This is a genomic window from Campylobacter sp. B0100352/1 (genome assembly GCF_020135855.1).
GTDB classification, from domain to species: Bacteria; Campylobacterota; Campylobacteria; order Campylobacterales; family Campylobacteraceae; genus Campylobacter_D; species Campylobacter_D taeniopygiae.
This window is the reverse complement of sequence record NZ_JACHTP010000003.1, coordinates 21,989-44,596: the sequence shown is the minus strand read 5'-3', so window position 1 is coordinate 44,596 and position 22,608 is coordinate 21,989. Positions and strand designations below refer to the sequence as shown.

General features: G+C 29.9%; 20 protein-coding genes. 15 read left to right on the top strand and 5 right to left on the bottom strand.

Annotation, left to right across the window (positions count from 1 at the left end; translation table 11 throughout):
* The first annotated feature begins 1 nt into the window (after position 1).
* Genes H2279_RS01635 through H2279_RS01625 form a run of 3 tightly spaced genes read left to right on the top strand, consistent with a single transcriptional unit; the run spans position 2 to position 4,086 of the window.
* A complete protein-coding gene (locus H2279_RS01635; RefSeq protein ID WP_337195379.1) occupies positions 2–1,333 on the top strand; it encodes a hypothetical protein in 1,332 nt (443 codons plus the stop codon).
* Between the two features lie 43 nt (positions 1,334–1,376).
* Positions 1,377–2,678, top strand: a complete 1,302-nt coding sequence (locus tag H2279_RS01630; protein ID WP_337195378.1) for a hypothetical protein — start codon at positions 1,377–1,379, stop codon at positions 2,676–2,678.
* Positions 2,679–2,721: 43 nt separating this feature from the next.
* A complete protein-coding gene (locus tag H2279_RS01625; protein WP_337195377.1) occupies positions 2,722–4,086 on the top strand; it encodes a hypothetical protein in 1,365 nt (454 codons plus the stop codon).
* On the opposite strand, the gene H2279_RS01620 is transcribed toward H2279_RS01625, so the two are convergent.
* The 4 genes from H2279_RS01620 to H2279_RS01605 all read right to left on the bottom strand — a co-directional run bounded on the left by H2279_RS01620 (position 4,076) and on the right by H2279_RS01605 (position 7,637).
* Entirely contained in the window at positions 4,076–5,266 is a 1,191-nt protein-coding gene (locus H2279_RS01620) for a molybdopterin molybdotransferase MoeA (RefSeq protein WP_337195376.1), read from the bottom strand. The two genes, H2279_RS01625 and H2279_RS01620, sit on opposite strands and share 11 nt — an antisense overlap.
* A gap of 178 nt (positions 5,267–5,444) precedes the next feature.
* Positions 5,445–5,888 (bottom strand): molybdopterin synthase catalytic subunit, encoded by a 444-nt coding sequence (locus H2279_RS01615; RefSeq protein WP_337195375.1) that lies wholly within the window; start codon positions 5,886–5,888, stop codon positions 5,445–5,447.
* Positions 5,888–6,109 carry a MoaD/ThiS family protein gene (locus tag H2279_RS01610; RefSeq protein WP_337195374.1) on the bottom strand — a complete coding sequence of 74 codons (222 nt, stop codon included), beginning with the start codon at positions 6,107–6,109 and terminating at the stop codon, positions 5,888–5,890. Before H2279_RS01610 ends, H2279_RS01615 begins: the two co-directional genes overlap by 1 nt.
* Positions 6,096–7,637 carry a multicopper oxidase family protein gene (locus H2279_RS01605; RefSeq protein ID WP_337195373.1) on the bottom strand — a complete coding sequence of 514 codons (1,542 nt, stop codon included), beginning with the start codon at positions 7,635–7,637 and terminating at the stop codon, positions 6,096–6,098. Before H2279_RS01605 ends, H2279_RS01610 begins: the two co-directional genes overlap by 14 nt.
* Positions 7,638–7,752: 115 nt before the next feature.
* On the opposite strand from H2279_RS01605, the gene nspC reads away from it, so the two are divergent.
* The 8 genes from nspC to H2279_RS01565 all read left to right on the top strand — a co-directional run bounded on the left by nspC (position 7,753) and on the right by H2279_RS01565 (position 15,159).
* Positions 7,753–8,898, top strand: a complete 1,146-nt coding sequence (nspC, locus tag H2279_RS01600) for a carboxynorspermidine decarboxylase (protein WP_337195372.1) — start codon at positions 7,753–7,755, stop codon at positions 8,896–8,898.
* 276 nt (positions 8,899–9,174) lie between these two features.
* Positions 9,175–9,858 carry a molecular chaperone TorD family protein gene (locus H2279_RS01595; protein ID WP_337195371.1) on the top strand — a complete coding sequence of 228 codons (684 nt, stop codon included), beginning with the start codon at positions 9,175–9,177 and terminating at the stop codon, positions 9,856–9,858.
* A complete protein-coding gene (locus H2279_RS01590; protein ID WP_137623065.1) occupies positions 9,845–10,033 on the top strand; it encodes a twin-arginine translocation signal domain-containing protein in 189 nt (62 codons plus the stop codon). Before H2279_RS01595 ends, H2279_RS01590 begins: the two co-directional genes overlap by 14 nt.
* Entirely contained in the window at positions 10,033–12,831 is a 2,799-nt protein-coding gene (locus tag H2279_RS01585) for a formate dehydrogenase subunit alpha (protein ID WP_337195370.1), read from the top strand. Before H2279_RS01590 ends, H2279_RS01585 begins: the two co-directional genes overlap by 1 nt.
* Complete coding sequence (fdh3B, locus tag H2279_RS01580; protein ID WP_137621607.1) at positions 12,828–13,469, top strand: formate dehydrogenase FDH3 subunit beta; 642 nt, start codon at positions 12,828–12,830, stop codon at positions 13,467–13,469. Before H2279_RS01585 ends, fdh3B begins: the two co-directional genes overlap by 4 nt.
* Positions 13,466–14,362: a formate dehydrogenase subunit gamma gene (locus tag H2279_RS01575; protein ID WP_337195369.1), complete on the top strand. Its 897-nt coding sequence runs from the start codon at positions 13,466–13,468 to the stop codon at positions 14,360–14,362. Before fdh3B ends, H2279_RS01575 begins: the two co-directional genes overlap by 4 nt.
* Before the next feature lie 363 nt (positions 14,363–14,725).
* Complete coding sequence (locus tag H2279_RS01570) at positions 14,726–14,944, top strand: hypothetical protein (protein ID WP_137623062.1); 219 nt, start codon at positions 14,726–14,728, stop codon at positions 14,942–14,944.
* Positions 14,944–15,159, top strand: coding sequence for a hypothetical protein (locus H2279_RS01565; protein ID WP_137623061.1), 216 nt, complete (start codon positions 14,944–14,946; stop codon positions 15,157–15,159). The genes H2279_RS01570 and H2279_RS01565 overlap by 1 nt, the downstream gene beginning before the upstream one ends.
* 713 nt (positions 15,160–15,872) lie before the next feature.
* Here the strand turns inward: H2279_RS01565 and H2279_RS01560 are convergent.
* Entirely contained in the window at positions 15,873–18,125 is a 2,253-nt protein-coding gene (locus tag H2279_RS01560; RefSeq protein WP_337195368.1) for an autotransporter outer membrane beta-barrel domain-containing protein, read from the bottom strand.
* A gap of 133 nt (positions 18,126–18,258) precedes the next feature.
* Here H2279_RS01560 and fdhD point away from each other — a divergent pair, with 133 nt between their 5' ends.
* The 4 genes from fdhD to yedF all read left to right on the top strand — a co-directional run bounded on the left by fdhD (position 18,259) and on the right by yedF (position 22,602).
* Positions 18,259–19,041, top strand: a complete 783-nt coding sequence (gene fdhD / locus H2279_RS01555) for a formate dehydrogenase accessory sulfurtransferase FdhD (RefSeq protein WP_337195367.1) — start codon at positions 18,259–18,261, stop codon at positions 19,039–19,041.
* Complete coding sequence (locus H2279_RS01550) at positions 19,034–19,765, top strand: winged helix-turn-helix domain-containing protein (protein ID WP_337195366.1); 732 nt, start codon at positions 19,034–19,036, stop codon at positions 19,763–19,765. The genes fdhD and H2279_RS01550 overlap by 8 nt, the downstream gene beginning before the upstream one ends.
* Positions 19,766–19,847: 82 nt before the next feature.
* On the top strand, positions 19,848–21,953 hold the full coding sequence (gene ccaA / locus H2279_RS01545; RefSeq protein ID WP_337195365.1) for an aspartate chemotaxis receptor CcaA: 2,106 nt from the start codon (positions 19,848–19,850) through the stop codon (positions 21,951–21,953).
* Positions 21,954–22,029: 76 nt separating this feature from the next.
* The gene (yedF, locus tag H2279_RS01540; protein WP_337195364.1) at positions 22,030–22,602 is read left to right on the top strand and encodes a sulfurtransferase-like selenium metabolism protein YedF; all 573 of its coding nucleotides are present in this window, start codon (positions 22,030–22,032) and stop codon (positions 22,600–22,602) included.
* Positions 22,603–22,608 lie beyond the last annotated feature (6 nt).

Below are 22,608 nucleotides of genomic sequence, written 5' to 3'. Positions count from 1 at the left end.
ATTGGAAGATCGACAAAAAATCGCTAGAAATGTGAAAATTTTTGCTCTTATAGGTTTAACGCTTGGCTTGTTAGGTTTTACTCCTATGATAGGTTTATATTTTAGTTTAGTTAGCTCTATTTTATTTATCATTGTTTTTTATAAACTCAAAGTTCATGCCGGTGCTAAGAATTTATTTAGTAATTTGTTTAGTATGGTAGGTATTATTATATTTAGTGGTATCATTGGAGCTATTTTGATACAAGGTGCTGAACAACTTACTGCTATAGTTTTGAAATTGTTATTAAGTGTTATTATCTTGATAGTTTTTTATAAATTTTCTAAGAATATATTTTATGAAATCGCAAGAGTAACGCATCAAAAATATTTTATTAGAGCTTTTTACACAGGTTTTATAGGCATTCTAGTTTTTATTGTAGGCATGGGTTTATTTTTATGGAATTTAGAAATAAGAATTATTAATCTAGATTTCATTCCTATGGGCGGCAATATGGGTTTTACTCCTATGAGTAGCAATATAGATTTTAAAAGTATTTCTATCTTAGCAGTTGCTTCGATTTTGCTTTGTGTGGGAGTTATATTTTCTCTTATAAATTTTATTTATCATGCTTTAGCTTGGTTAAATTTTGAAAGCTTTGATGAAGGGGTAAAAGAAGAAAATTACACAACAACCACTCAAGGATTAAAACTTATCAAAATTATAATGATTTCTAATTTATCATTAAATTTTATTTTAAATATTGGCTTATGGATTGCTTTTATTTTGAATAAAGATTTTTTAGTAGAGTATTTCTCTGTAAAGGGTTTGCTAATTGCTATTATTATTGGAATTTGTCTTTTTTATACACTTTCTTTTATATCTGTCATGCTGCTTTGCAAAAAAATACGATCGTATAAAATGTTATTGTTTTTTATTTCGTGGATAGTTTTTGATTGTATCGGTAGTCATTTGATTCCGCTATATTTGATTCCGCTATATGATTATTTTACATCTTTATATGGGTTTTTTCTTTGTAGTGCCTTATCTTTGATTTTAAGTATTGCATCAGCATTTTTCTTTTTTAAAGAACTAGTCAAAATAAGTGGAATGAAAATCTTTTTTGTAGTTTTTATTTTTTTATTTTTGTATGATTTTTATGTTTGGTTTCGACCAATAGCAGATATTTTAATGGGTGATTATTTTGCAAGATTAGATTATTTAGACTTATTTAACATAAGACAGCTTTTAAGATCTTATTCTAGAAATTTACCTAAGTTAATAAATTGTATCTATATCATCCCTTTTATTATTACTTGGAGTCGGTTGAAGATAAAAATTATGCCTAAGGCATAAACTAATCAACTAAAAGTTTGAATTATTTTTACAAGGAAAATCTATGAAAAATCGACAAAAAATCGCTAGAAATGTGAAAATTCTTGCTCTTATAGGTTTAATGCTTGGCTTGTTAGGTTTTACTCCTATGGTAGGTTTATATTTTAGTTTAGTTAGCTCTATTTTATTTATCATTGTTTTTTATAAACTCAAAGTTTATGCCGGTGCTAAGAATTTATTTAGTAATTTGTTTAGTATAATAGGTATTAATCTAGCTTTTTTAATGCCTGTATTTTTAATTTTACATGCAAAAGGTATGATAGGCAATGAATATATGATAGTGCTAATTACGGCATGTATGATTTTTGATTATTTATTATCTTATAAATTTGTCAAAAATATATTTTATGAAATCGCAAGAGTAACTCATCAAAAATATTTTATCAAAGCTTTTAAGTTGTTTTTTATAGGTTTGTTAATCTTTATTGTAGGCATGGGTTTATCTTTAGGGAATTTAGAAATGAAAGTTATTAATCTAGGTTTCGTTCCTATAGGTGGCAATATAGATTTTAAAAGTATTTCTATCTTAGCAGTTGCTTCGATTTTGCTTTGTGTGGGAGTTATATTTTCTCTTGTAAGTTTTATTTATCATGCTTTAGCTTGGTTAAATTTTGAAAGCTTTGATGAAGAGAAAAAAGAAAAAAACTATACAACAACCACTCAAGGATTAAAACTTATCAAAATTATAATGATTTCTAATTTATCATTAAATTTTATTTTAAATATTGGCTTATGGGTTGATTTTAAGTTTATTTTCAATGGTTTGAATTTTCTTTCTAATTCTATGCAAATTGTTAATATTACTGGAATTTGTCTTTTTTATACACTTTCTTTTATATCTGTCATGCTGCTTTGCAAAAAAATACGATCGTATAAAATGTTATTGTTTTTTATTTCGTGGATGGTTTTTGGTTGTATCGGTAGCTATGTGATTCCGCTATTTGATTATTTTACATCTTTATATGGGTTTTTTCTTTGTAGTGCCTTATCTTTGATTTTAAGTATTGCATCAGCATTTTTCTTTTTTAAAGAACTAGTCAAAATAAGTGGAATGAAAATCTTTTTTGTAGTTTTTAGTTTTTTATTTATTTGTGGTTTTTATGTTTGGTTTCAACCAATAGCAGATATTTTAATAGATCGTTTTTTAAGATTTTCTGATTCGGGATATTTACTAGATTTTTTTAGTTTAAGCGATCTTGTAGAATCTTATCCTGTAGTTTTAATTGATTTGATAAATTGCATCTATATCATCCTTTCTATTGTTGCTTGGAGTCGGTTGAAAATAAAAATTATGCCTAAGGCATAAACTAATCAACTAAAAGTTTGAATTATTTTTACAAGGAAAATCTATGGAAAATCGACAAAAAATCGCTAGAAATGTGAAAATTTTTGCTCTTATAGGTTTAATGCTTGGCTTGTTAGGTTTTACTCCTATGGTAGGTTTATATCTTAGTTTAGTTAGCTCTATTTTATTTATCATTGTTTTTTATAAACTTAAAATTCATGCTGGTGCTAAGAATTTATTCAGTAATTTTTTTATTGCCATATTTATAAATTTAATTTTCTTTTCCTTTGCTATTTTAATTTTGCATCCAACCGGTCATATAAGTTTTGAACATGTAGTGGAAATAATTGCAGTATGTATGATTATTGATTGTTTATTATCTTATAAATTTGTCAAGAATATATTTTATGAAATCGCAAGAGTAACCCATCAAAAATATTTTATCAAAGCTTTTAATTTGTTTTTTATAGGTTTATTTATATTTGTTGTAAGTGTGAGCATAGGTTTATTTTTATTAAATTTAAATGTTGATTTTTCTCTTTCTTATATACTTAATGTGCTTTTAGATAGAGGATTTGATGAGAATAACGCCTTTTTTTCAATTGGTGCTTCAATCTTAATTTTTATAGCAGCTTTATTTTTAATTATAGGGTTTATTTATTATGTTTTAGCTTGGTTAAATTTTGAAAGCTTTGATGAAGGGATGAAAGAAGAAAATTATACAACAACTACTCAAGGATTAAAGCTTATTAAAATTATAATGATTTTTGCTTTAATATCAAATTTTCTTTTGAACACTAGTGTTCAGATTGTTTATGATTTTATTTTCCCTTATATTTTTTTCTCAGAAATAGAAGTTTTTAATTTCGAGTCGATTTTTTCCCCTAAAGCAATTGCAATTGTTTTAGAATGTCTTTTTTATATATTTTCTTTTATATCTGTCATGCTGCTTTGCAAAAAAATACGATCGTATAAAATGTTATTGTTTTTTATTTCGTGGATGGTTTTTGATTGTATCGGTAGTCATTTGATTCCACTATATGTGATTCCGCTATATGATTATTTTACATCTTTATATGGGTTTTTTCTTTGTAGTGCCTTATCTTTGATTTTAAGTATTACATCAGCATTTTTCTTTTTTAAAGAACTAGTCAAAATAAGCAGCATGAAAATCTTTTTTGTAGTTTATATTTTTTTCTTTGCTTATCATTTTTACCCAATAGATAATGTGCTGGTAATTTCTCAATTAGAAGATCTTATGAAATTTTTTGGCTTAAATGATTTTATAAAAGTTTATTTAAAAAGTTTTATAATGTTTTTTGATTTAGAAAAATTTACTTATTTTCGTATTAATTTAAATTGTATCTATATCATCCTTTTTATCATTGCTTGGAGTCGGTTGAAGATAAAAATTATGCCTAAGGCATAAAAACTATATCAACCAAACTCTCATTTTCTAAAATTTCACATTCTTTAGGAACGATCATTAATGCAGCCTTGTGATTAAGGTTGTTAATGATCGCACTAGAGCCTTCTTTTTTTCCTTCTAAATTGACTAAAATACGTCCTTCCTTAAATTCTACATTGCAAGCAACGAATTCCAAATAAGGCGTTTTTTTCTTATAACTTCCTTGCAAAAAAGCTTTAATGATATAATCTTTTTCTTGACACAACCAAGAATTTAAAATCTCTCTTGCATAAAGATTAAACATCACCATAGCAGAGTATGGAAAACCAGGTAAGGCGATGATGAATTTATGATTTGCTTTAGCGATTTTGATGTGGCGTCCTGGTTTGATATCTACTTTATCAATGATGATTTCATATTCTTTAACAGCGCTTTTCAAAAAATCAAAATCTCCCATAGAAACTCCGCCTGTCGTGATTAAAATATCGCAGGACTCTAAAGCACTTTCTAAAGTTGCCAATGTCGCTTTTTCATCATCTTTTAAAAGTGGAAAAACCCTTGTATCACAAGCTAAATTTTTAGCTAAATTAGCGATAGCAATGTGATTAGAGGAGCGAATTTGAGCAGGATTGTCCAAGGTTTCTCCTAGATCTTTGATTTCACTACCGCTGCTTAAAACTCCAATGATTGGTTTTACAAAAACGCTGATGTGAAAAAAGCCTAATTCTGCTAAAAGTGCAATTTCACTATAATTTAATTTTGTACCTTTTTTGAGTAAAATTTCATCTTTTTTATAATTTTCTCCAATTTTTCTAACCGCAAAACCTTTTTTAACGCTTTTTTCTATAAAAATTTGATCTTTTTCCATGCGGACGTTTTCAACTGGAACAAGCGTGTCGCTTCCTAAACTCATCAAAGAGCCTGTAAAAGTTTTGACACAAGTTCCATTTGTTACTTCAAATTGTGGCATGGTGCCCGCAGGAGTTGCGCCTAAAATTTTTAAAGCCTTATCTTGATCTTCAAATTTAATCGCATAGCCATCCATAGCCGAAGTTTCCATTTCAGGCTGATTTTTAAGCGCTTTAATATCACAAGCTAAGATACGTCCTAAACATTGAGTGAGTGCTATTTTTTCTATTCTTTCATAACTTTTTATATGAGAATGTAAAATTTTTAAACTTTCTTCATAAGAAATTAACATTAATTATCCTTTACCAATTTAAATTCCAAATCTTTATAATCATAATAAACACTATAAATTTCATCAGGAGCACCGAAAACACGATGAAAATCTTTCCATAAAGGAAAGATTTTTCAAGTTTGTTTATCGCTTTTTGGTTTTTTATCACTTAAAGTTGTTGCTTTAAAAATTTGTTTGATCATGATAAAATTCCAGCCCCTAAAAGCTTACTTGATCTATCTAGGGCATAAATTCTTTCACCATGTTTAAGATCGTATTTCCAAATGGGTGCATTAGCTTTAAAATCTTCAACAAAGTCATTTATAAGTTTTAAGCCTAATTTTCTTTGTTTGCTTAAAACACCTGCAAAATATGAACTTTCTCCAATTTTTACATCGCCAATAGAATGCGCAAATAAAAGATAAACAGGCTCTTTTTGAAGTCTTTCTTGCCAATTTTTAAACCAAGAAATGAGTAAAGGCTCGTAAATATCAAAACTCAAACCTTCCACCTTATCATCATCTCTGACTATGCCGCAAAAAGTGATTAAAGCCCCACAATTTTGTTTGATGCTAAATTCATACCATTTTGTATAAATTTCAGGGATATTTAAAGGGCCTTTATGGAGTGAAAAGTATTCCATCAACCACCGCCAACAGGAGGTAAAAGTGCGATTTTATCTCCATCTTTAAAAGTTGTATTTTCATCAAAAATGATTTCATCGTTTAAGGCTACCGCACAAAGATCAAGCCATTTTTTCAAACTTTCATCTTGTTTTAACAACTCTTTTAATTCTTTTAAATTTTTAACTTCTAATTCCAAACTAGCTTTATTAATGGGTCCTAAAAATTCAATTTTTACCATTATTTTCCTTTACTTTTAAATTTCCCATCATGCCTAAATCTTCATGTTCTAAAATATGACAATGATACATTCTAAGTCCAACAAAATCTTGTTTCATTCTTAGTCTTAATTCTTCTTTTGGACGCACGTTAATGGTATCTCTTAAGGCTCTAAATTCAGCTTTTTTTATATCACCATTTAGTTTCGATGAAATAAGTTCAAATTGCGTTCCATGTATATGAAAAGGATGATCCATGTGCGAGTCATTGATAACGATCCAATCCTCAACAACTCCAACCTTTGAAATCAAGTCTATGCGGTTTAGATCGTAGGTTTTTTTATTGATTAAAAACATAGAAGCTAAAGCAGCTTTTTGTTCTTCTTTGCTTTTTTTCATCATGCCGTGCATTTTGTGATGATCTTCACTCATTATGATTTCTTTGAAATCTTGCGGATCTTTTAAGGTTTCAAATTTTCTCAAAGTAGAAGGCAGATTTTTAGGATTTTTTTCTATATTAAGATGGGCTAAGAATAAATTTTCTTTCTTTTCCTTAACCATCATTTTATCTCTATCATAATAAATGCTTTCTAGTTTTAACTCCCCTTTTTTATCCGTTTGTATGAAAACTTCCATTCTTGAAGCAGGAGCTAAAAATAATTCTTCTTTGATTATAGGTTTTTCTATAAGCCCACCATCAGTTCCCACTAAGATAAATTTAGCGTTTTGAATTTTTAAATTTAAATATCTTGCCGAACAAAGATTATAAAGACGAATTCTTTCACCTTGTAGAGAAATTTTAGGTTGATATTGTCCATTGATCAAGACAAATTCACCCTCTCTTCCATTAAGCCAATCTGTTAAAGTATTTTCAGGAATTTGCGCGTTTTCATCGAGTCTTAAATCACTAAAAACTAAATCTTTTTCATCAAAATGAGATAAAGCATCTTTTCTAGCCTTGATCACAAAAATTCCAGCAAGCCCCATATAAACTTGTTTAGAGGTGATGTAATGAGGATGTGGATGATACCAGTATGTGCCTGCAGAATTTAAAGGCAATGTGAAACGATAAATTTTTTCCTTTCCTGCTAAAATAGGATCATGTGGGCTACCGTCTTGATCAGGAGGAACAGGAACGCCATGCCAATGTATAGTTGTAGGTTCTTTGAGTTGATTTTTGACTAAAATTTCAACCGTGTCGCCTTCATAAACTTCTATTTTTGGGCCAGGGATTAAACCATTGTAAGTGTAGCATTTGGTTTTTTTGCCTTTGATGAGTTCTATTTGGCTTTCTTTAATCTCTATAGTAGCGCGGAAAAAATTTTTTTCTTTACTTTCATTTTTAAGCAAAGTTAATTTTTTTAGTTTTTTTCCACTTGGAAACTGATCCTTGCTAAGAAGTTTAAGATCATTAGGTGCAAAATTGATAAAAGAAGTGTTGATGGCATTAGGGGTATTATTGTGATGCGTTTGATGCATAGGGGAACCATAAGCTATACCAATACTTGCTAAACTTAAAGCATTAAATTTTAAAAATTGTCTTCTATTCATTATAAATTCCTTAAATGATAAAATCGTATTATAATCATTATTTTTAAAAGCTCAGTAAATTATTTAAAATTTGGCTTGTTTTTGGTATCATTTCGCAAATTATAAGGAAGTGTTTATGTATGGAAAAATTCAAACCCCAGCTTATATTTTAGAAGAAGATAAATTACGTAAAAATTGCGAACTTTTAGCTTATGTCGGTGAAGAAAGTGGGGCAAAAATTTTATTAGCCCTTAAAGGCTTTGCTTTTTCAGGAGCGATGAGGATTGTCGGAGAATATTTGCAAGGTTGTACTTGTAGCGGACTTTGGGAAGCACAATTTGCTAAAGAATACATGGATAAAGAAATTCATACTTATTCTCCAGCTTTTAAAGATGATGAAATCAAAACAATTTCTTCTTTATCGCATCACATCGTTTTTAATTCTTTATATCAGTTTGAAAAATATAAAAATATATGCGCTAAAAATTCCCTTGGACTTCGCTGCAACCTTGAATTTTCTTTAGCTCCAAAAGAGCTTTATAATCCTTGCGGAAGATATTCTAGGCTTGGAATTCGTGCTAAGGATTTAATGGATGCTAATTTAGAAGGTATTGAGGGTTTGCACTTTCATGCTCTTTGTGAAGAAAGCGCACAAGCTTTAGAGCAAGTTTTAAAGGTATTTGAAAATAATTTTTCTTCATGGATTAAGAAGATGAAATGGGTTAATTTTGGTGGGGGTCATCATATCACAAAAAAAGGCTATGATATCCAAAAACTTATTGATCTTTGTAAGAAATTTAGCGATAAATACGGCGTTCAAGTGTATTTGGAACCAGGGGAAGCTGTGGGTTGGCAAACAGGTGTGCTTGTATCCAGTGTGGTTGATCTTGTAGAAAATGAAAAGAAAATCGCTATTTTAGATACTTCAAGTGAAGCACATATGCCAGATACTATTATCATGCCTTATACAAGTGAAGTTCAAGACGCTAGAATTTTAAGCACAAGAGAAGGAGAAAGCATTTCTTCTTTGGAAAAAGATGAAACAGCGTATTTGCTAACAGGAAATACTTGTTTAGCGGGTGATGTGATGGGAGAGTATGCTTTTAAAAAAGAGTTAAAAAGGGGTGATAAGGTTGTGTTTTTGGATCAAATTCATTATTCTATTGTTAAAAATACAACTTTTAATGGTATAAGATTGCCTAATTTAATGTTTTTAGATAAAAATAAGAATTTAAAAACTATAAGAGAATTTACTTATGAGGATTATGCAAAAAGGAATTAATTTATTATTTCTATCTTGCATAAAATATTTTTCATCTTAAAAATATACTGATATTTTTTACATTATTAATTTTTAAATTCTATATTTTATAAATGATGAATTTTGCTTATTTTTAATAATTGATTGTGTTTAAAATGAGTAAAATTCAGTTTTTTTTAACTCAAATCATAATAAGATAGAACCTATTGAAATTTAGGATTTAAAGACTATATTAAGTCATATTTGCATAATAAAGTCTGTTTGATTTTTACAAATCTAAATTTTTAGGAATTGATTATGAATTTAGAGCAATTGAGATTAGCAAGAAGTCTTTATTATCAATTTTTTGGCGATCTTTTTGTTTTTTCTTATTCTAAACAACATTTAGATTCTTTATATCGTTGTTTGGAAGTAATGAAAGAAAATTTGTTTGATGAAGATTTGTTAGATAGTTTTGATTTGTTATTACAAAATTCGCAAAAAAACTTGGAGTTATTTTTTAAAGAATATGAAGAGCTTTTTTTATCTTTAAAGAGTGCTATTCCTATGACATTTTCATATCTTGAAGAAGGTTTTGAAAATTCAAAAGCCTTACTTTGTGTGAGAGAAATTCTTTCAAAAAGTATTTTAAGACGCAATGAAATGAAATTTAAAGAAAGTGAAGATAATGTAGGATTTTGTTTTTTATTAATGAGTGAGTTTTTAAAATTAAAAGAAGATGATTTAGCTAAGGAGTTATTTCAAAAACTAATTCATCAAAATATTGATGAATTTATCACGCTAATTTTAGAGCATAAAAAAGCGTATTTGTATAAAGAAATAGCTAAGATACTTGCAACTTTTATAGAATTTGAAAGATCGTGTTTTAATCTTGGTAAAGTTTTAAAAACCACTTCTAAAAAAGTTCAAAACGATCTTTCAAGATCTGAAATTCTAAGAAGAGAGGTTAATAAAAAAAGGAGGATGAATGCAAAATCGTAGAGAATTTCTTAAAAAATCCGCTTTGGCTTTAGGAAGTGCTAGTTTATTGCCTAGTGCCGGTTTAGCTTTTGCTAAAGAAGAAAATAAAGATGTAGTAAAAGGTAAAAGTAAGAAAAAAGAAGTGCTTTTTCAAAGAAGTGCAAATTGGGAAAATTATTATACAAAGGCTGAATAATGTCAAGTGTTGATATAAAACTTAATCGTCGTAATTTTTTAAAAATGACGGCTCTTTCAAGTTTAGCTACCCCTTTGCTTGCAAGAAGTGAAAATCTTAGAGAGGCAAGCAAGACTGAATTAAAAGAAGCGTTTGAGGGAAGCAAAAAAATTAAGACAATCTGCACAGCTTGTTCTGTGGGTTGTGGCATCATTGCTGAAGTGCAAAATGGAGTTTGGGTACGTCAAGAAATCGCTCAAGATCATCCAATAAGTTTAGGTGGGCACTGCTGCAAAGGATCTGATATGATCGATATGGTGCGTTCTCATGTGCGTTTAAAATACCCTATGAAAAAAGAAAATGGAGAGTGGAAACGCATTTCTTACGAACAAGCTTTAAGCGAGATCGGAGAAAAACTTGCCACTTATCGTAAAGAAAATCCAGAAAGCGTGATGTTTTTGGGATCTGCCAAACTTAATAATGAACAAGCTTATTATATAAGGAAATTTGCAGCATTTTTTGGAACCAATAACGTAGATCATCAAGCTCGAATTTGACATAGTGCAACAGTCGCCGGTGTGGCGAATACATTTGGTTATGGCGCTATGACAAACCATCTTGGAGATATACAAAAAAGTAAGTGTATTATTATCATCGGTGCAAATCCTGCAGTAAATCATCCAGTAGGTTTTAGGCATTTCTTAAAAGCTAAAGAAAAGGGTGCTAAGCTTATTGTTGTGGATCCTAGATTTACAAAAAGTGCGGCAAAGGCGGATATTTATGCAAGAATTCGTCCAGGAACTGATATAGCTTTTATGTATGGAATGCTAAAAATTATTTTTGATGAGGGCTTAGAGGATACAAAATATATCGATGAAAGGGTTTTTGGAATCGATAAAATTCGTGAAGAGGCCGCAAAATGGACAGCAGAAGAAGTTGAAAATGTCACAGGAATTTCTAAAGAGCTTTTAGTAGAGATCACTCATGAAGTGGCTAAAAATAAACCGACTACTTTAGTATGGGCTATGGGTTTAACTCAACATTCTGTAGGAACTTCAAATACGCGTTTAGCTCCTATTTTACAGATGGTGCTTGGAAATATAGGTAAATTTGGCGGCGGGGTTAATATCTTGCGTGGTCATGATAACGTTCAAGGCGCATCGGATATGGCTTGTTTGAGTGAAAATTTACCAGGTTATTATCCTTTAAATGAAGCGACTTGGAGGTATTACGCTAAAATTTGGGGTGTGGATTATGAATGGCTTTTAGGAAATTTTGTCAGCAAAGATTGGATGCATAAAACCGGACTTTCTCTTGCTAGATGGTGGGCAGCAGCTTTAAATGGCAAAGATGGAAATGATAGGGTTGATAATGCAGGAACGCCTTTAAAAGCTTTAGTTGTTTTAGGAAATGGTATCACTTCAACCGCACAGCAAGCTAAAGTTAAAGAAGGTTTAGAGGCTTTAGAACTTTTGGTTTTAGCAGATCCTTTTGTAAATGAAGCAGGTATTATCGCAGAAAGAAAAGATGGAATTTATCTTTTACCGGCTGCAACTCAATTTGAAACCAGTGGAAGCGTAACAGCGACTAATCGTAGTGCGCAATGGAGATTTAAGGTTGTTGATCCACTTTATGAGAGCATGGAAGATCAAGAAATTTTATTTGAACTTGCTAAAAAGCTTGGCTTTTATGAAGATTTCACTAAAACTTTGCGAGATGAAAAAGGTGAGATTGTTTGGCCTGAAAATGCTACAAAAGAAATTGCTAGAGCGGTTAGAAGTATAGGTTTAAATGGTTGGAGTCCTGAAAGACTTAAAAAACATACTTTAAATTGGGATAAATTTAACGAAGTCACTTTAGAGGGAAAAGATGAGGTTGATGGTGAATATTACGGACTTCCTTGGCCTTGCTGGAGTGATAAGCATCCAGGAACTCCTGTGCTTTATAATGTGGATGTTGAAGTAGCAAAAGGTGGTATGGGCTTTAGAAATAATTTTGGGCTTGAATATGAAGGTGAAAGTTTATTAGCTAAAAATGCGCCTTTAAATTCACCTATTGATACAGGATATCCACAAATCACTAAAGAAAATATTGAAAAAATTTTAGGAATTACTTTAAGTGCTGAAGAAAAAGAAAAAATGGGTGCAACTTGGTCTTATGATGATAGTAATATTATTGCAAATAAATGTATGGAAAAAGGCATAGTTCCTTATGGTAATGCTAAAGCTAGGGCCATTGTTTGGACTTTTAAAGATAAAATTCCACTTCACCGTGAACCTCTTCATTCTCCAAGGAATGATTTGGTACAAAAATATCCTACTTTTGAAGATCAAAAAGCACTTTATCGCGTGGATACAAAATTTATTTCTATGCAAAAGGCTAAGGATTATTCTAAGGAATTTCCACTCAATCTCATCACAGCAAGGCTTGTTAATCTAAATGGTGCGGGTATGGAAAATAGAGCTTCTATGTATCTTTCACGTTTAACGCCTGAAATGTTTTGTGAGATCAATCCAGAGCTTGCAAAAGAAAAAAATATCCAAAAAGGGGATATGATTTGGATCCATTCTCCAGAGGGAACAAAAATTCATGTTAGAGTGAAATTCAATCCAGGTATTGCAAAAGAAATGATTTTCTTACCTTTTCACTTTACTGGAGTGATGCAAGGGGTGGATTTAACTCATAATTTCCCCGAAGGAACTAAGCCTTATGTGAGTGGAGAAAGTGCCAATACAATTACAAATTATGGTTATGATATTATGTGTCAAATTCCAGAAACCAAAGGCGGACTTTGTCGCATTTCTAAGGATGGAAAATGAGTAAAGAAAATTTTATAAATTTAGAAAAAGATCGTTTAAAATTCTTTTGCGATAATGAACGTTGTATTGATTGTAATGGTTGTGCGGTCGCTTGCGATGAGGCTCATGAACTTCCTATTAATATCCGTCGCCGGCGCGTGATTACTCTTAATGAAGGCGTACAAGGAAAAGAAGTTTCAACTTCTATTTCATGTATGCATTGTGATGATGCGCCTTGCTCTATTGTTTGTCCTGTGGATTGTTTTTATATACGTGCCGATGGTATTGTTTTGCATGATAAAGAAATTTGTATAGGTTGTGGTTATTGCTTGTATGCTTGTCCTTTTGGTGCTCCACAGTTTCCAAAAGATAGTGCTTTTGGCAATAAAGGCATTATGGATAAATGTACAATGTGTGCAGGTGGTCCTGAAGAAACAAATTCACAAAAAGAAAGAGAGCTTTATGGACAAAATCGTATCGCAGAAGGTAAAGTACCGGTGTGTGCGGCTATGTGTTCAACTAAGGCTTTATTGGTGGGCGAAAGTTCAAAAATCGAAGAAATTTATCAAAATAGACTTAGTAATAGAAACTATGGCATTGTTTCACCTAAAGAAAGTATAGAATGGAAGATCGCCTATATAGGAAAGGAACGTTTATGAAAAAAATGTTTATCTTGCTTTTTTCTTGTTTTGTAAATTTATTAGCTTATGGCGAAGAAAGAATGGGACAAGATACGCAAATATGGGATCATCATCGAATCAGTAATATTCCAAATTATCATACTTTTGGTCAATTTTGGACGAGTTTGCAAGGAGAATATATTGCAACGATTGCTCTAATCGCTATTATCGCTGCTTTGAGTGCTTTTGCTTTGCATTATATGGTGATTGGGCCAAAGCAATTTTCTCATAATGGAAAGAAAATTTACACTTTTAGCTTATTTGAAAGAATTTTTCATTTTATTGCGGCTCTTTCTTGGATTATTTTAATCCCTACGGGTTTAATTATGATGTTTGGATCTACTTTTGGGGGCGGAAATTTTGTTAGAATTTGTAAAAATTTACATGCTTTAGCGATGATTTTATTTATCATTTCTATTATTCCTATGTTTTTATGCTGGATTAGAAGAATGCTTCCTGCAAGTTATGATATTAAATGGCTTATGATTGTTGGGGGTTATTTAAGCAAAGTTAAAAAGCCAATTCCTGCAGGTAAGTTTAATTTTGGTCAAAAAACTTGGTATTATATTGCTGTATTTGGCGGCTTTTTGATGATTGTCACGGGTTTGTTTATGTATTTTGTAGATTTTGACTCTGTTGTGATTCAAAATTTTTTAGGTTTAACTCAAATAGAACTTTTAAGGATTTCTGCTATAATGCATAATATTTTAGGCATTGTATGTGTGGTATTTTTTGGAGTGCATATTTATATGGCTGTTTTTGCAATCAAAGGAAGTATTCATTCTATGATCACTGGTTATAAAGAAGAAGAAGAGGTTTATATTTTACATCATTATTGGTATAAAGAGCTCGAAGATAAAAAGAAAATCTAATGGATAATTTAAATAATCAGTATTTGTTTTTAATTTTTATTAAAAAGTATTTTTAAAATTATTTTTGAGTCAAGATAAATTGCTGAATTTTTCTTGACTCTCGATTTCTGCATTTCTTATCAAGATAAGCTTATAAAAAGGTGTGATGAAATAATCAATTTGCAAAAATATTAAGGAAGACTTAAAAAAGGTTTATAAAAATTTAAAAGTGTATCCATCTTTAGAAAAAGTTTCAGCAATATGAGTAAATTTTTCTCAACCTTTGATTAAATTTTTGATTTTTTTCTTGTTTAATATTAAATTAATTTTTTGTTTTTTATAATTATTTATATATCAAAATTTTAACCATAGAAAGGGCCTAAAATGAAAAAAATTATCTTAGGTTTAGCATTAATTGCTTCATTATCTAGTGTTGCTTCAGCATATAAAATTACTGTATCTCAACAGCCTATAGTTCAACCACATTACGAAGGTTGTGTTCTAGTTTATCAGTATGGAATGGATTTTAGTAAATGTAGTAGTAAAGAGATCTATCAACTTGCTTTCCAAAAAGGCTATTGTCATTATCTAGGAACTTGCTAATGCTACTTGATACAGCTTGTAGAGGAATAGTAGATACAAATTTCGAAAGTAAAAGAATTAGCATAACTTCAGCTTTGAAATTTCAAGAAAAAAAAGCAAAAGTAGAAGCTAAAGCTGAAAAGGAAGAGGAAGCAAAATTAAAAGATAAAGACAATAGCAACTCCATAAATGCAGATACTAGCAAAAAAGATCAGTTTCTAGATATATATGTTTAATTTTTAATAAAAGACGGTGATCTTTGTTCTGCTTTTATACTCGGATAACACTCTTTTTTTATAAAAAAGTATCTTAGTTAGCGTGGTTGATTAGAGAGTAAGTGTTTTTCTTTTGTAACCATAATTTTCTGTATTTATATTATTTTTGTTCTTTTTCTAACATTCTTGGTTTTGTTTTTAAAACAATTAAGATATTTTTTAGCTCTTTGATATCTTTTTTCACACTTATGGTTTTTATTAAATTATATTCTCAAACTGATCAAATTTTATTACTTTATGAGTTTTAAAAGCTTATTGTTTATACCTTGTAAAATTATTTTCTTTCAAAGTCTTAAGATTAAATCGGTTATCTTGTCGATTTTTGATGCAGAATTCGTTTATAGGGAAGTATATAGCTTAAGCTCTTAATTAAGTATTTGGCTAAATTATTTATTAAAAACTTTGATAAAATATCTTTGTTTATAATTATACATTTTTAATTTTTTTACCTGTTATCTTTTTAATTTGCAAGAGATAATAATAAATTTTTGTTCTAATTTTGTAAAAATTAGATAATTCGATTTTTTATTATGCAATGTTTTATAATTTTACTTATTAATTTGATAACCAAGATAGGTTTTATATAATAAAAATGTTAAATAATTAATCAGTTGGAGCTTATTTTATAGGGCTTATTAAGCCCTATAAAAGAAATTTTATATTCATTTATAAAATTAAAACTTATATTTTAGTCCTATTTGGCCACTTAAATAAGTTTCATTTTTATTATCAACTTTACCAGCTAAAATTTGCTTAGCACCTAAGCCAACATTCATGCTTAATTGTTCGGTAAAATCTATATTTCCACCCACAATGACTTGCCCATAAGTTTTTTTCTTATTGTTTGCTTCAACGCTAGTGAAAAAAGCATCGTTTATGGATAAATTGGCTATGTAGTCATCTCCACTATTGATAATAAATTGTTCAATTTTCGGAGTGGCAAAAATATAGGATTTTTCATTGATATATTTTCTAAATTCTGCTCCTATTTCAAGACTTGCAGAATTATTTCTCATAGAATCAATATCCTTAGCAATAGCACCATTTTCTCTATGAGATGGGGTGTAACTTAAGTAATAATTTACTCCAGCAAATGGCTTAACAAAGAAAGTGTTATCACTAAAATCAAACACACGACCAGCATTGGCACTAAGACCTAAGAATTTACTCATATAACTTGAATTATAAGCACCATCTACTTGTACATGATCTTGATCTGTTGGAGAAATTTGAGCGTAAGCTTTTAGATTAATTTCCCATTGCGGAGCTATGTTGATACTTGAATAAAGTCCTAATTGAAAATTATCACTTTTTTGTTCTAAAGTATTGTCTTTAATCTTAGCATTTGCATAGGTAAAATATGCACCTAATAAAACGTGATCATTTGCTTGTTTGTCTAAACCTATGGTTGCACCATACATTGCACCACTATCTCCATCGATGATATTTGCACCACCAAAAGCATTAGCCCAAACACTTTGAGTATAATCATTTACATAACTTGGTCTCATATCGCTTTCTAAAGCAGCAAATTTAAGCCCACTCATTTTAGACGCATAGTTTCCAAAAGGGTTATTTAGTATAGCTACTCTTTGACCTATTGAAACGTCATTAGCCACATTCATAGTTGTATTTACAGAACTTGAACTTGAGTTTAAGTTAGAGACGGATTTACCTGTATTATCAGTATCTTTTTTGATATTAAGAGCGAGTTTTACACCTTCTCTACTTGCTAAGTCAGCACCTATACTTCCTAATTGATCTGTGATAGATCGAAGGGCTAAAATAGAAGCTTTATCATTAGAATTTAGATTAGGTGCTACAAGATCAAGATACTTACTATCGTCTATTTTGCCACCATTGCTTTGTGCCTCGCTGATGAGTTTTTGAATTTCTTGTTTTTGTTTTGTTAGTTCAGCTTTAGCCTTTTCCCATTCTTCTTTTTGTGATTCATCATCATTGAATGTTTCTTTTAGCAATGTATCAATCATAGCTACATCTACTTTTAATTGAGTGAGTTTATCTTTAGCAGCATCGGTTGCACCCCCATTGATAACTAAACATTGATTTCCACCACAATCTTTAATGCTTAATTTATAATTCACCAAAGGATCAAATTTGTCACTATCTGAAACATCTATAACATATCCAGATTCTAAAGAATCTTGTGATATAAAATTTGCATTTGGAACATAATCATTTATAAATTTTAAAAGCCATGCACTTGCGAAATTGCTTTTTTCTAAAATATCTTTATTAAAATTTTTAGCCTGAATTACTACAACATCGTGTGCTTCCAAATCGGTATAAGAACGTTTTACAAGTTTAAAATCCGAATCTGAAATATTGGCATTACCTTTTACTTTGACAAAATTACCATAAGTTGCAAACACTGTTTTATCAGCTGTAAGATTTCCATTGATATTTAAGCCGCCATTATAAGCTATATCACCTGATCCGTCATCATTAAAAAGCAAGATCATTGAGCCACCTTCTTCTCCTGTTACTTTTCCTTTTCCTTCCATCTCTAAATTTCCATTGATGGTCGAAGGTTTGAAAGCTTGTAGGATAATATTTTGTGTTTTGATATCTTTAGCACTTAGATTGAAATTAGTCACATAAGTGGGTTTGTTGGAATTATCTTGTGTAAAGGATAGGGTATGATCTCCTAGATCGATATTAAGATTAGGGGTTTCATCTTTTTGTTCCGGCCAATCATCTGGCAAACCAAGATCTTTGTTAAATTTAAAAGTTAAATCCTGATTTTTGTAAGAATCTTGTAAATAAACACTGTTGCTATTTTTATCAAACGTGAAACAATTTTTAAAATCATTTGATGAGTTAATGGTTATTTCCTTCGAGAAACCACTAGAATAAAGCAAAGTAGCTGCACCTATACTGAGTAAAATTTTACTCTTTTTTGCCATAAACAACTCCTTTTTTAATAATATAAAAATAAAAAATGCATTATACCCCCCCCCATAAATTTAAGCTTAATTATTAGAAAATATTTACTTTTTTGATATAATATTTGCAGTTTATTTTTTCAAGAGATACCTGATGGAACCTTTATTTACAACTCAAATTTTAAAATACAAAGGCGATGAAGCTTTTACTTGCGATGATACTTTAGTACGTGAAATCAAGCTTGAAATTTTTATCAACGGTGAAAGAATCGGTGCTTTAATGGCAACTCCGGTTGATGAACAAGCTTTAGCGGTTGGGTATTTGATGAGTGAAAATATCATCGCTAGAGTGGAAGATATCCAAAAAATTGAAAGTAAAGATGATGGCATGAGTGTGCATATTGAAGCAAAGATCGATCAAGAAAATCTTGCTAAACTCAATGCTCAAGGAGTTGTGATCAGTGGTTGTGGGAGAGCACACACGGCTAATATTGATATAGAAAATATTGAAGCCATGAAAATATCTTCTAAAGCTCGATTTAGCAAGGATTATATCCTAAAACAAATGAGTCAATTTTATACTCAATGTGATTTATATGAAAAAACAGGGTGTGTGCATACAGCTAAGCTTTTTTTTGATGAAAAAACGTTTTTTATCGGAGAAGATATTGCTCAACATAATACTATAGATAAGGCTTTAGGAAAGGCAAGATTAGCCGGAGTTAAACTTGATCAGTGTTTTTTAATGGTAAGCGGTCGTTTAAGTTCTGAAATGGTTGCTAAAACGATTATGCATAGAGTGCCAATTTTGGTTTCAAGAACGGCTCCTACTTGCTTGGGTGTGATGATAGCAAGAAAATTTGACTTAAGTCTTTGTGGTTTTGCAAGGGAAGATAAGATCAATATTTATAGTGGAGATTTTCGAATTCATGGATGATAAAAAAATACTCGCTTATATGAAAGAAATGCTAAATAGCAATGAAAAATTAGATTGTGGAACAGCTTTTAAAATAGCGAAAAAATTTTCAAAAAATATTGAAGAAATAGGTAAGTTTGCTAATGAAAATAATATCAGAATTGATAATTGCGAATTGGGTCAATTTGGGCATTTAGATTTTGAAAAAGGAAAAATTGAAGTCTTAAAAGAATTAGAACCTAAGCTCGATCATAAAAGAAGAATTTTTTGTGAAGAAGCTAGAGAGATCGCCCAAAAAAGTTGCGGTTTAAAAAGTATGCGTTCGGCTTTAAAAGCATATAAAATTGATGTGAAATATTGTAAACTTGGTTGTTTTAAGGAGAAAAAAGGGAAGCAATTTGTTATTAGAACTAAAACTTGGATTGAAAATTCAGATGGGGACTTGCTTTTTGGTAAAGGAAAAACTGAACTGTTGGAGCTAATAGGGCAAACGGGAAGTTTATTGCATGCTTCTAAATTAATGGGGATAAATTACAAAAAAGCATGGATGCACTTACAGGTTTTGCAAAAAAATTCTCAAGAAATTTTAGTAAGCACAAGACAAGGAAGATCAAAAGAATCAGGGACAAAATTAACTCCTAGGGCTATAGAATTGATGGAGAATTTTGCTATTTTGCAAAAAGATATAGAAGAATACGCTAATAAACGTTTTAAGGAATTATTTTTAAAACATAAAAAAAATTAATTTTTTTCTTTTAAGCTTATTTTGTTATAAAAAATAATATAATTTTGATTATTTTTAAATGTATTAAGAGGTTATAAATCAAATGTTTAAGTCTTTAAATATTGCTTCAAAACTTATTTTATCGGTTGCAATTGTTGTAATATTAGGTTTGGTATTTTTAATTTTTTTAATTACAGATCAAGTGAGTCAAAATATCGCTAAAAACACCGAAAGTATTATTTCTGCAACTTCTAAAGAGTATGCCACTCATACTCAAGGTATCTTTAATGAAATGATAGCTTTAAATAAAAGTGAAGCTTATACATTAACAGATATGTTTAAATCAACTGATAAAGATGATTGGGATATTGATAGTATCACAAACGTTCTTATCAATCTTTTTGATAATAGTGCTTATGCAAGTTATACTTATCTTTATTTGTTAGATCCACCAGCATACTTTAAAGATGAGAGTAAATTTTTTAATACCAAAAATGGTAATTTTGTTATTTTATATACAGATGAAGATATTAAAAAACGTGGTGGAATTGAAGTTTTACAATCTGTAGATGATATTGTAAATTTTTCCGTGGTGCAAGATATTATAAAAAATGCTAAATACGGAGAAGATCAAATTTATATCGGTCAAGCTATAAAAATGAATTTAAGCGGTAAAGCATTTAATGGTATGAATTTAGCTATGCCAATTTTTGGCAAAAAAAATAAACTTGTGGGCGTTGTAGGTTTAGTTTTGGATTTTGAAAATATCGCAAATTATTTACTCGATAAAAAATCATTTCTTTTCAATGGACAATTAAATGTTTTATTAAATTCTCAAGGTTATATAGCTGTACATCCTAATAAAAATTTAATCCTTCAAAATCTTATGAAGGTTAATAACAGAGGAGAACAAACAGAAGAAGTTTATAGGGCTTTATCTGAAGGAAAAAATGGAATTTTTAATTACGTTGCTTCAACGAATGATGATTCTTACGCAAGTTTGAGTAGTTTTAAGGCTGGAGATTCTACTTGGAGTATTATGGTAACAGCGCCAAAAGAGTCTATTTTTGCACCTTTAAGAAAACTTCAAATGCTTATTATTGGAGCTTCTGTAGCTTTTGTTCTGGTAGTTTTAGCTGTGGTTTATTACTGCGTTAGAAGAATTGTTGGAATAAGACTTCCAATTATTTTAAAATCTCTAGAATCATTCTTTAAATTTTTAAATTATGAAAAGATAGAGCTTAAGCCTATAGAAATTTACGCTAATGATGAACTCGGTTCTATGGGAAGAATGATAAATGAAAATATTGAAAAAACTCGTGTTTCATTAAAGCAAGATCAAGAAGCGGTTGATGAGTCAGTGCAAACAGTAAAAGAAATCGAAGGAGGAAATTTTAGAACAAGAATTTCCAAAGTTCCTATCAACCCTCAACTTATAGAGCTTAAAAATGTTTTAAATAGAATGCTTGATGTATTGCAAAATAAAATTGGTTCTGATATGAATAAAATCAATAAAGTCTTTGACAGCTATAAGGCGCTTGATTTTAGCATTTCGGTTGATAATGCCCAAGGACAAGTTGAGCTTACAACAAATATCTTAGGTGAAGAAATTAGAAAAATGCTTATAACTTCTTCTCAATTTTCTAAAGAATTGGCCTCTCAATCTGAAGAATTAAAAGCTTCAATGCAAAAATTAACAGAGAGTTCAGATACTCAAGCGCAATCACTTGAACAAAGTGCTACTACTATAGAGCAAATAAGCCATTCTATGCAAAATATTAATGGTAGAACTTTAGAGGTTACAAGTCAAGTTAATGATATTAGAAATATAGCGAGTGTTATTAAAGACATCGCAGAGCAAACTAATCTTTTAGCGCTTAATGCAGCTATAGAAGCTGCACGTGCAGGAGAACATGGACGCGGATTTGCTGTTGTAGCTGATGAAGTAAGACAGCTTGCTGAAAGAACTGGAAAATCGTTGAGTGAAATTGAAGCAAATATTAATGTATTAGTGCAAAATATCAATGAAGTTGCAGAGTCTGTGAAAGAGCAAACTCTTGGAATCACTCAAATTAATGATACTATCATGCAACTTGAAGCTGCTACAAAAGAAAACGCTGAAATTGCCAATGCAACCAATCAAATTACAAGCAAGGTTAATCATATTGCTAGTGCTATTTTAGAAGATGTAAATAAAAAGAAATTTTAAAAATTTAAGAGTACTTACAAGATTATCTAAATAAAATTATACTTAGCAATAAGTATAATTTTATTAAGGAAAAATAATGAGAATTGATTGTAAAGATCTTGATTGTCCTAAACCTGTCGTTGAAACAAAAAAAGCTCTTGAAAATCTAAATAATGGAGAGAGCTTAGAAATTATTTTAAATTCTACTATCTCTAAAAATAATGTTTTAAAATTTTTAAACTCTTTAAATTTAAATCCGACTTTTAAAGAACATCAAGATGAAATTATCATTTGTGTTGAAAAAAAAGAAGTTGATTTAAATCAAGCCAATCCTAACGAATACAGTGTTTTATTTTTAAAAACCGATAAAGTGGGTTGTGGAGAATTAGGAGAGAATTTATTTGTTGGTTTTTTAGATACTTTAAAAAATATTAAAAATATTCCTGATAAAATTATTTGTGTAAATGAAAGTGTTTTGGTAAATACTGATGAAAATCATAAAGCGCATAAAGCTATGAAAGAATTAGAAAATTTAGGAGTTGAGATTATAAGTTGTGGAGCTTGTTTGGAATTTTTTAGAAAAACTAAAGAATTAAAAATCGGTTCTATTGGAAATGCTTATGAGATCGTTAATGAACTTTTCGGAAAAGCAAAAATCATTACTTTATAGGATAAA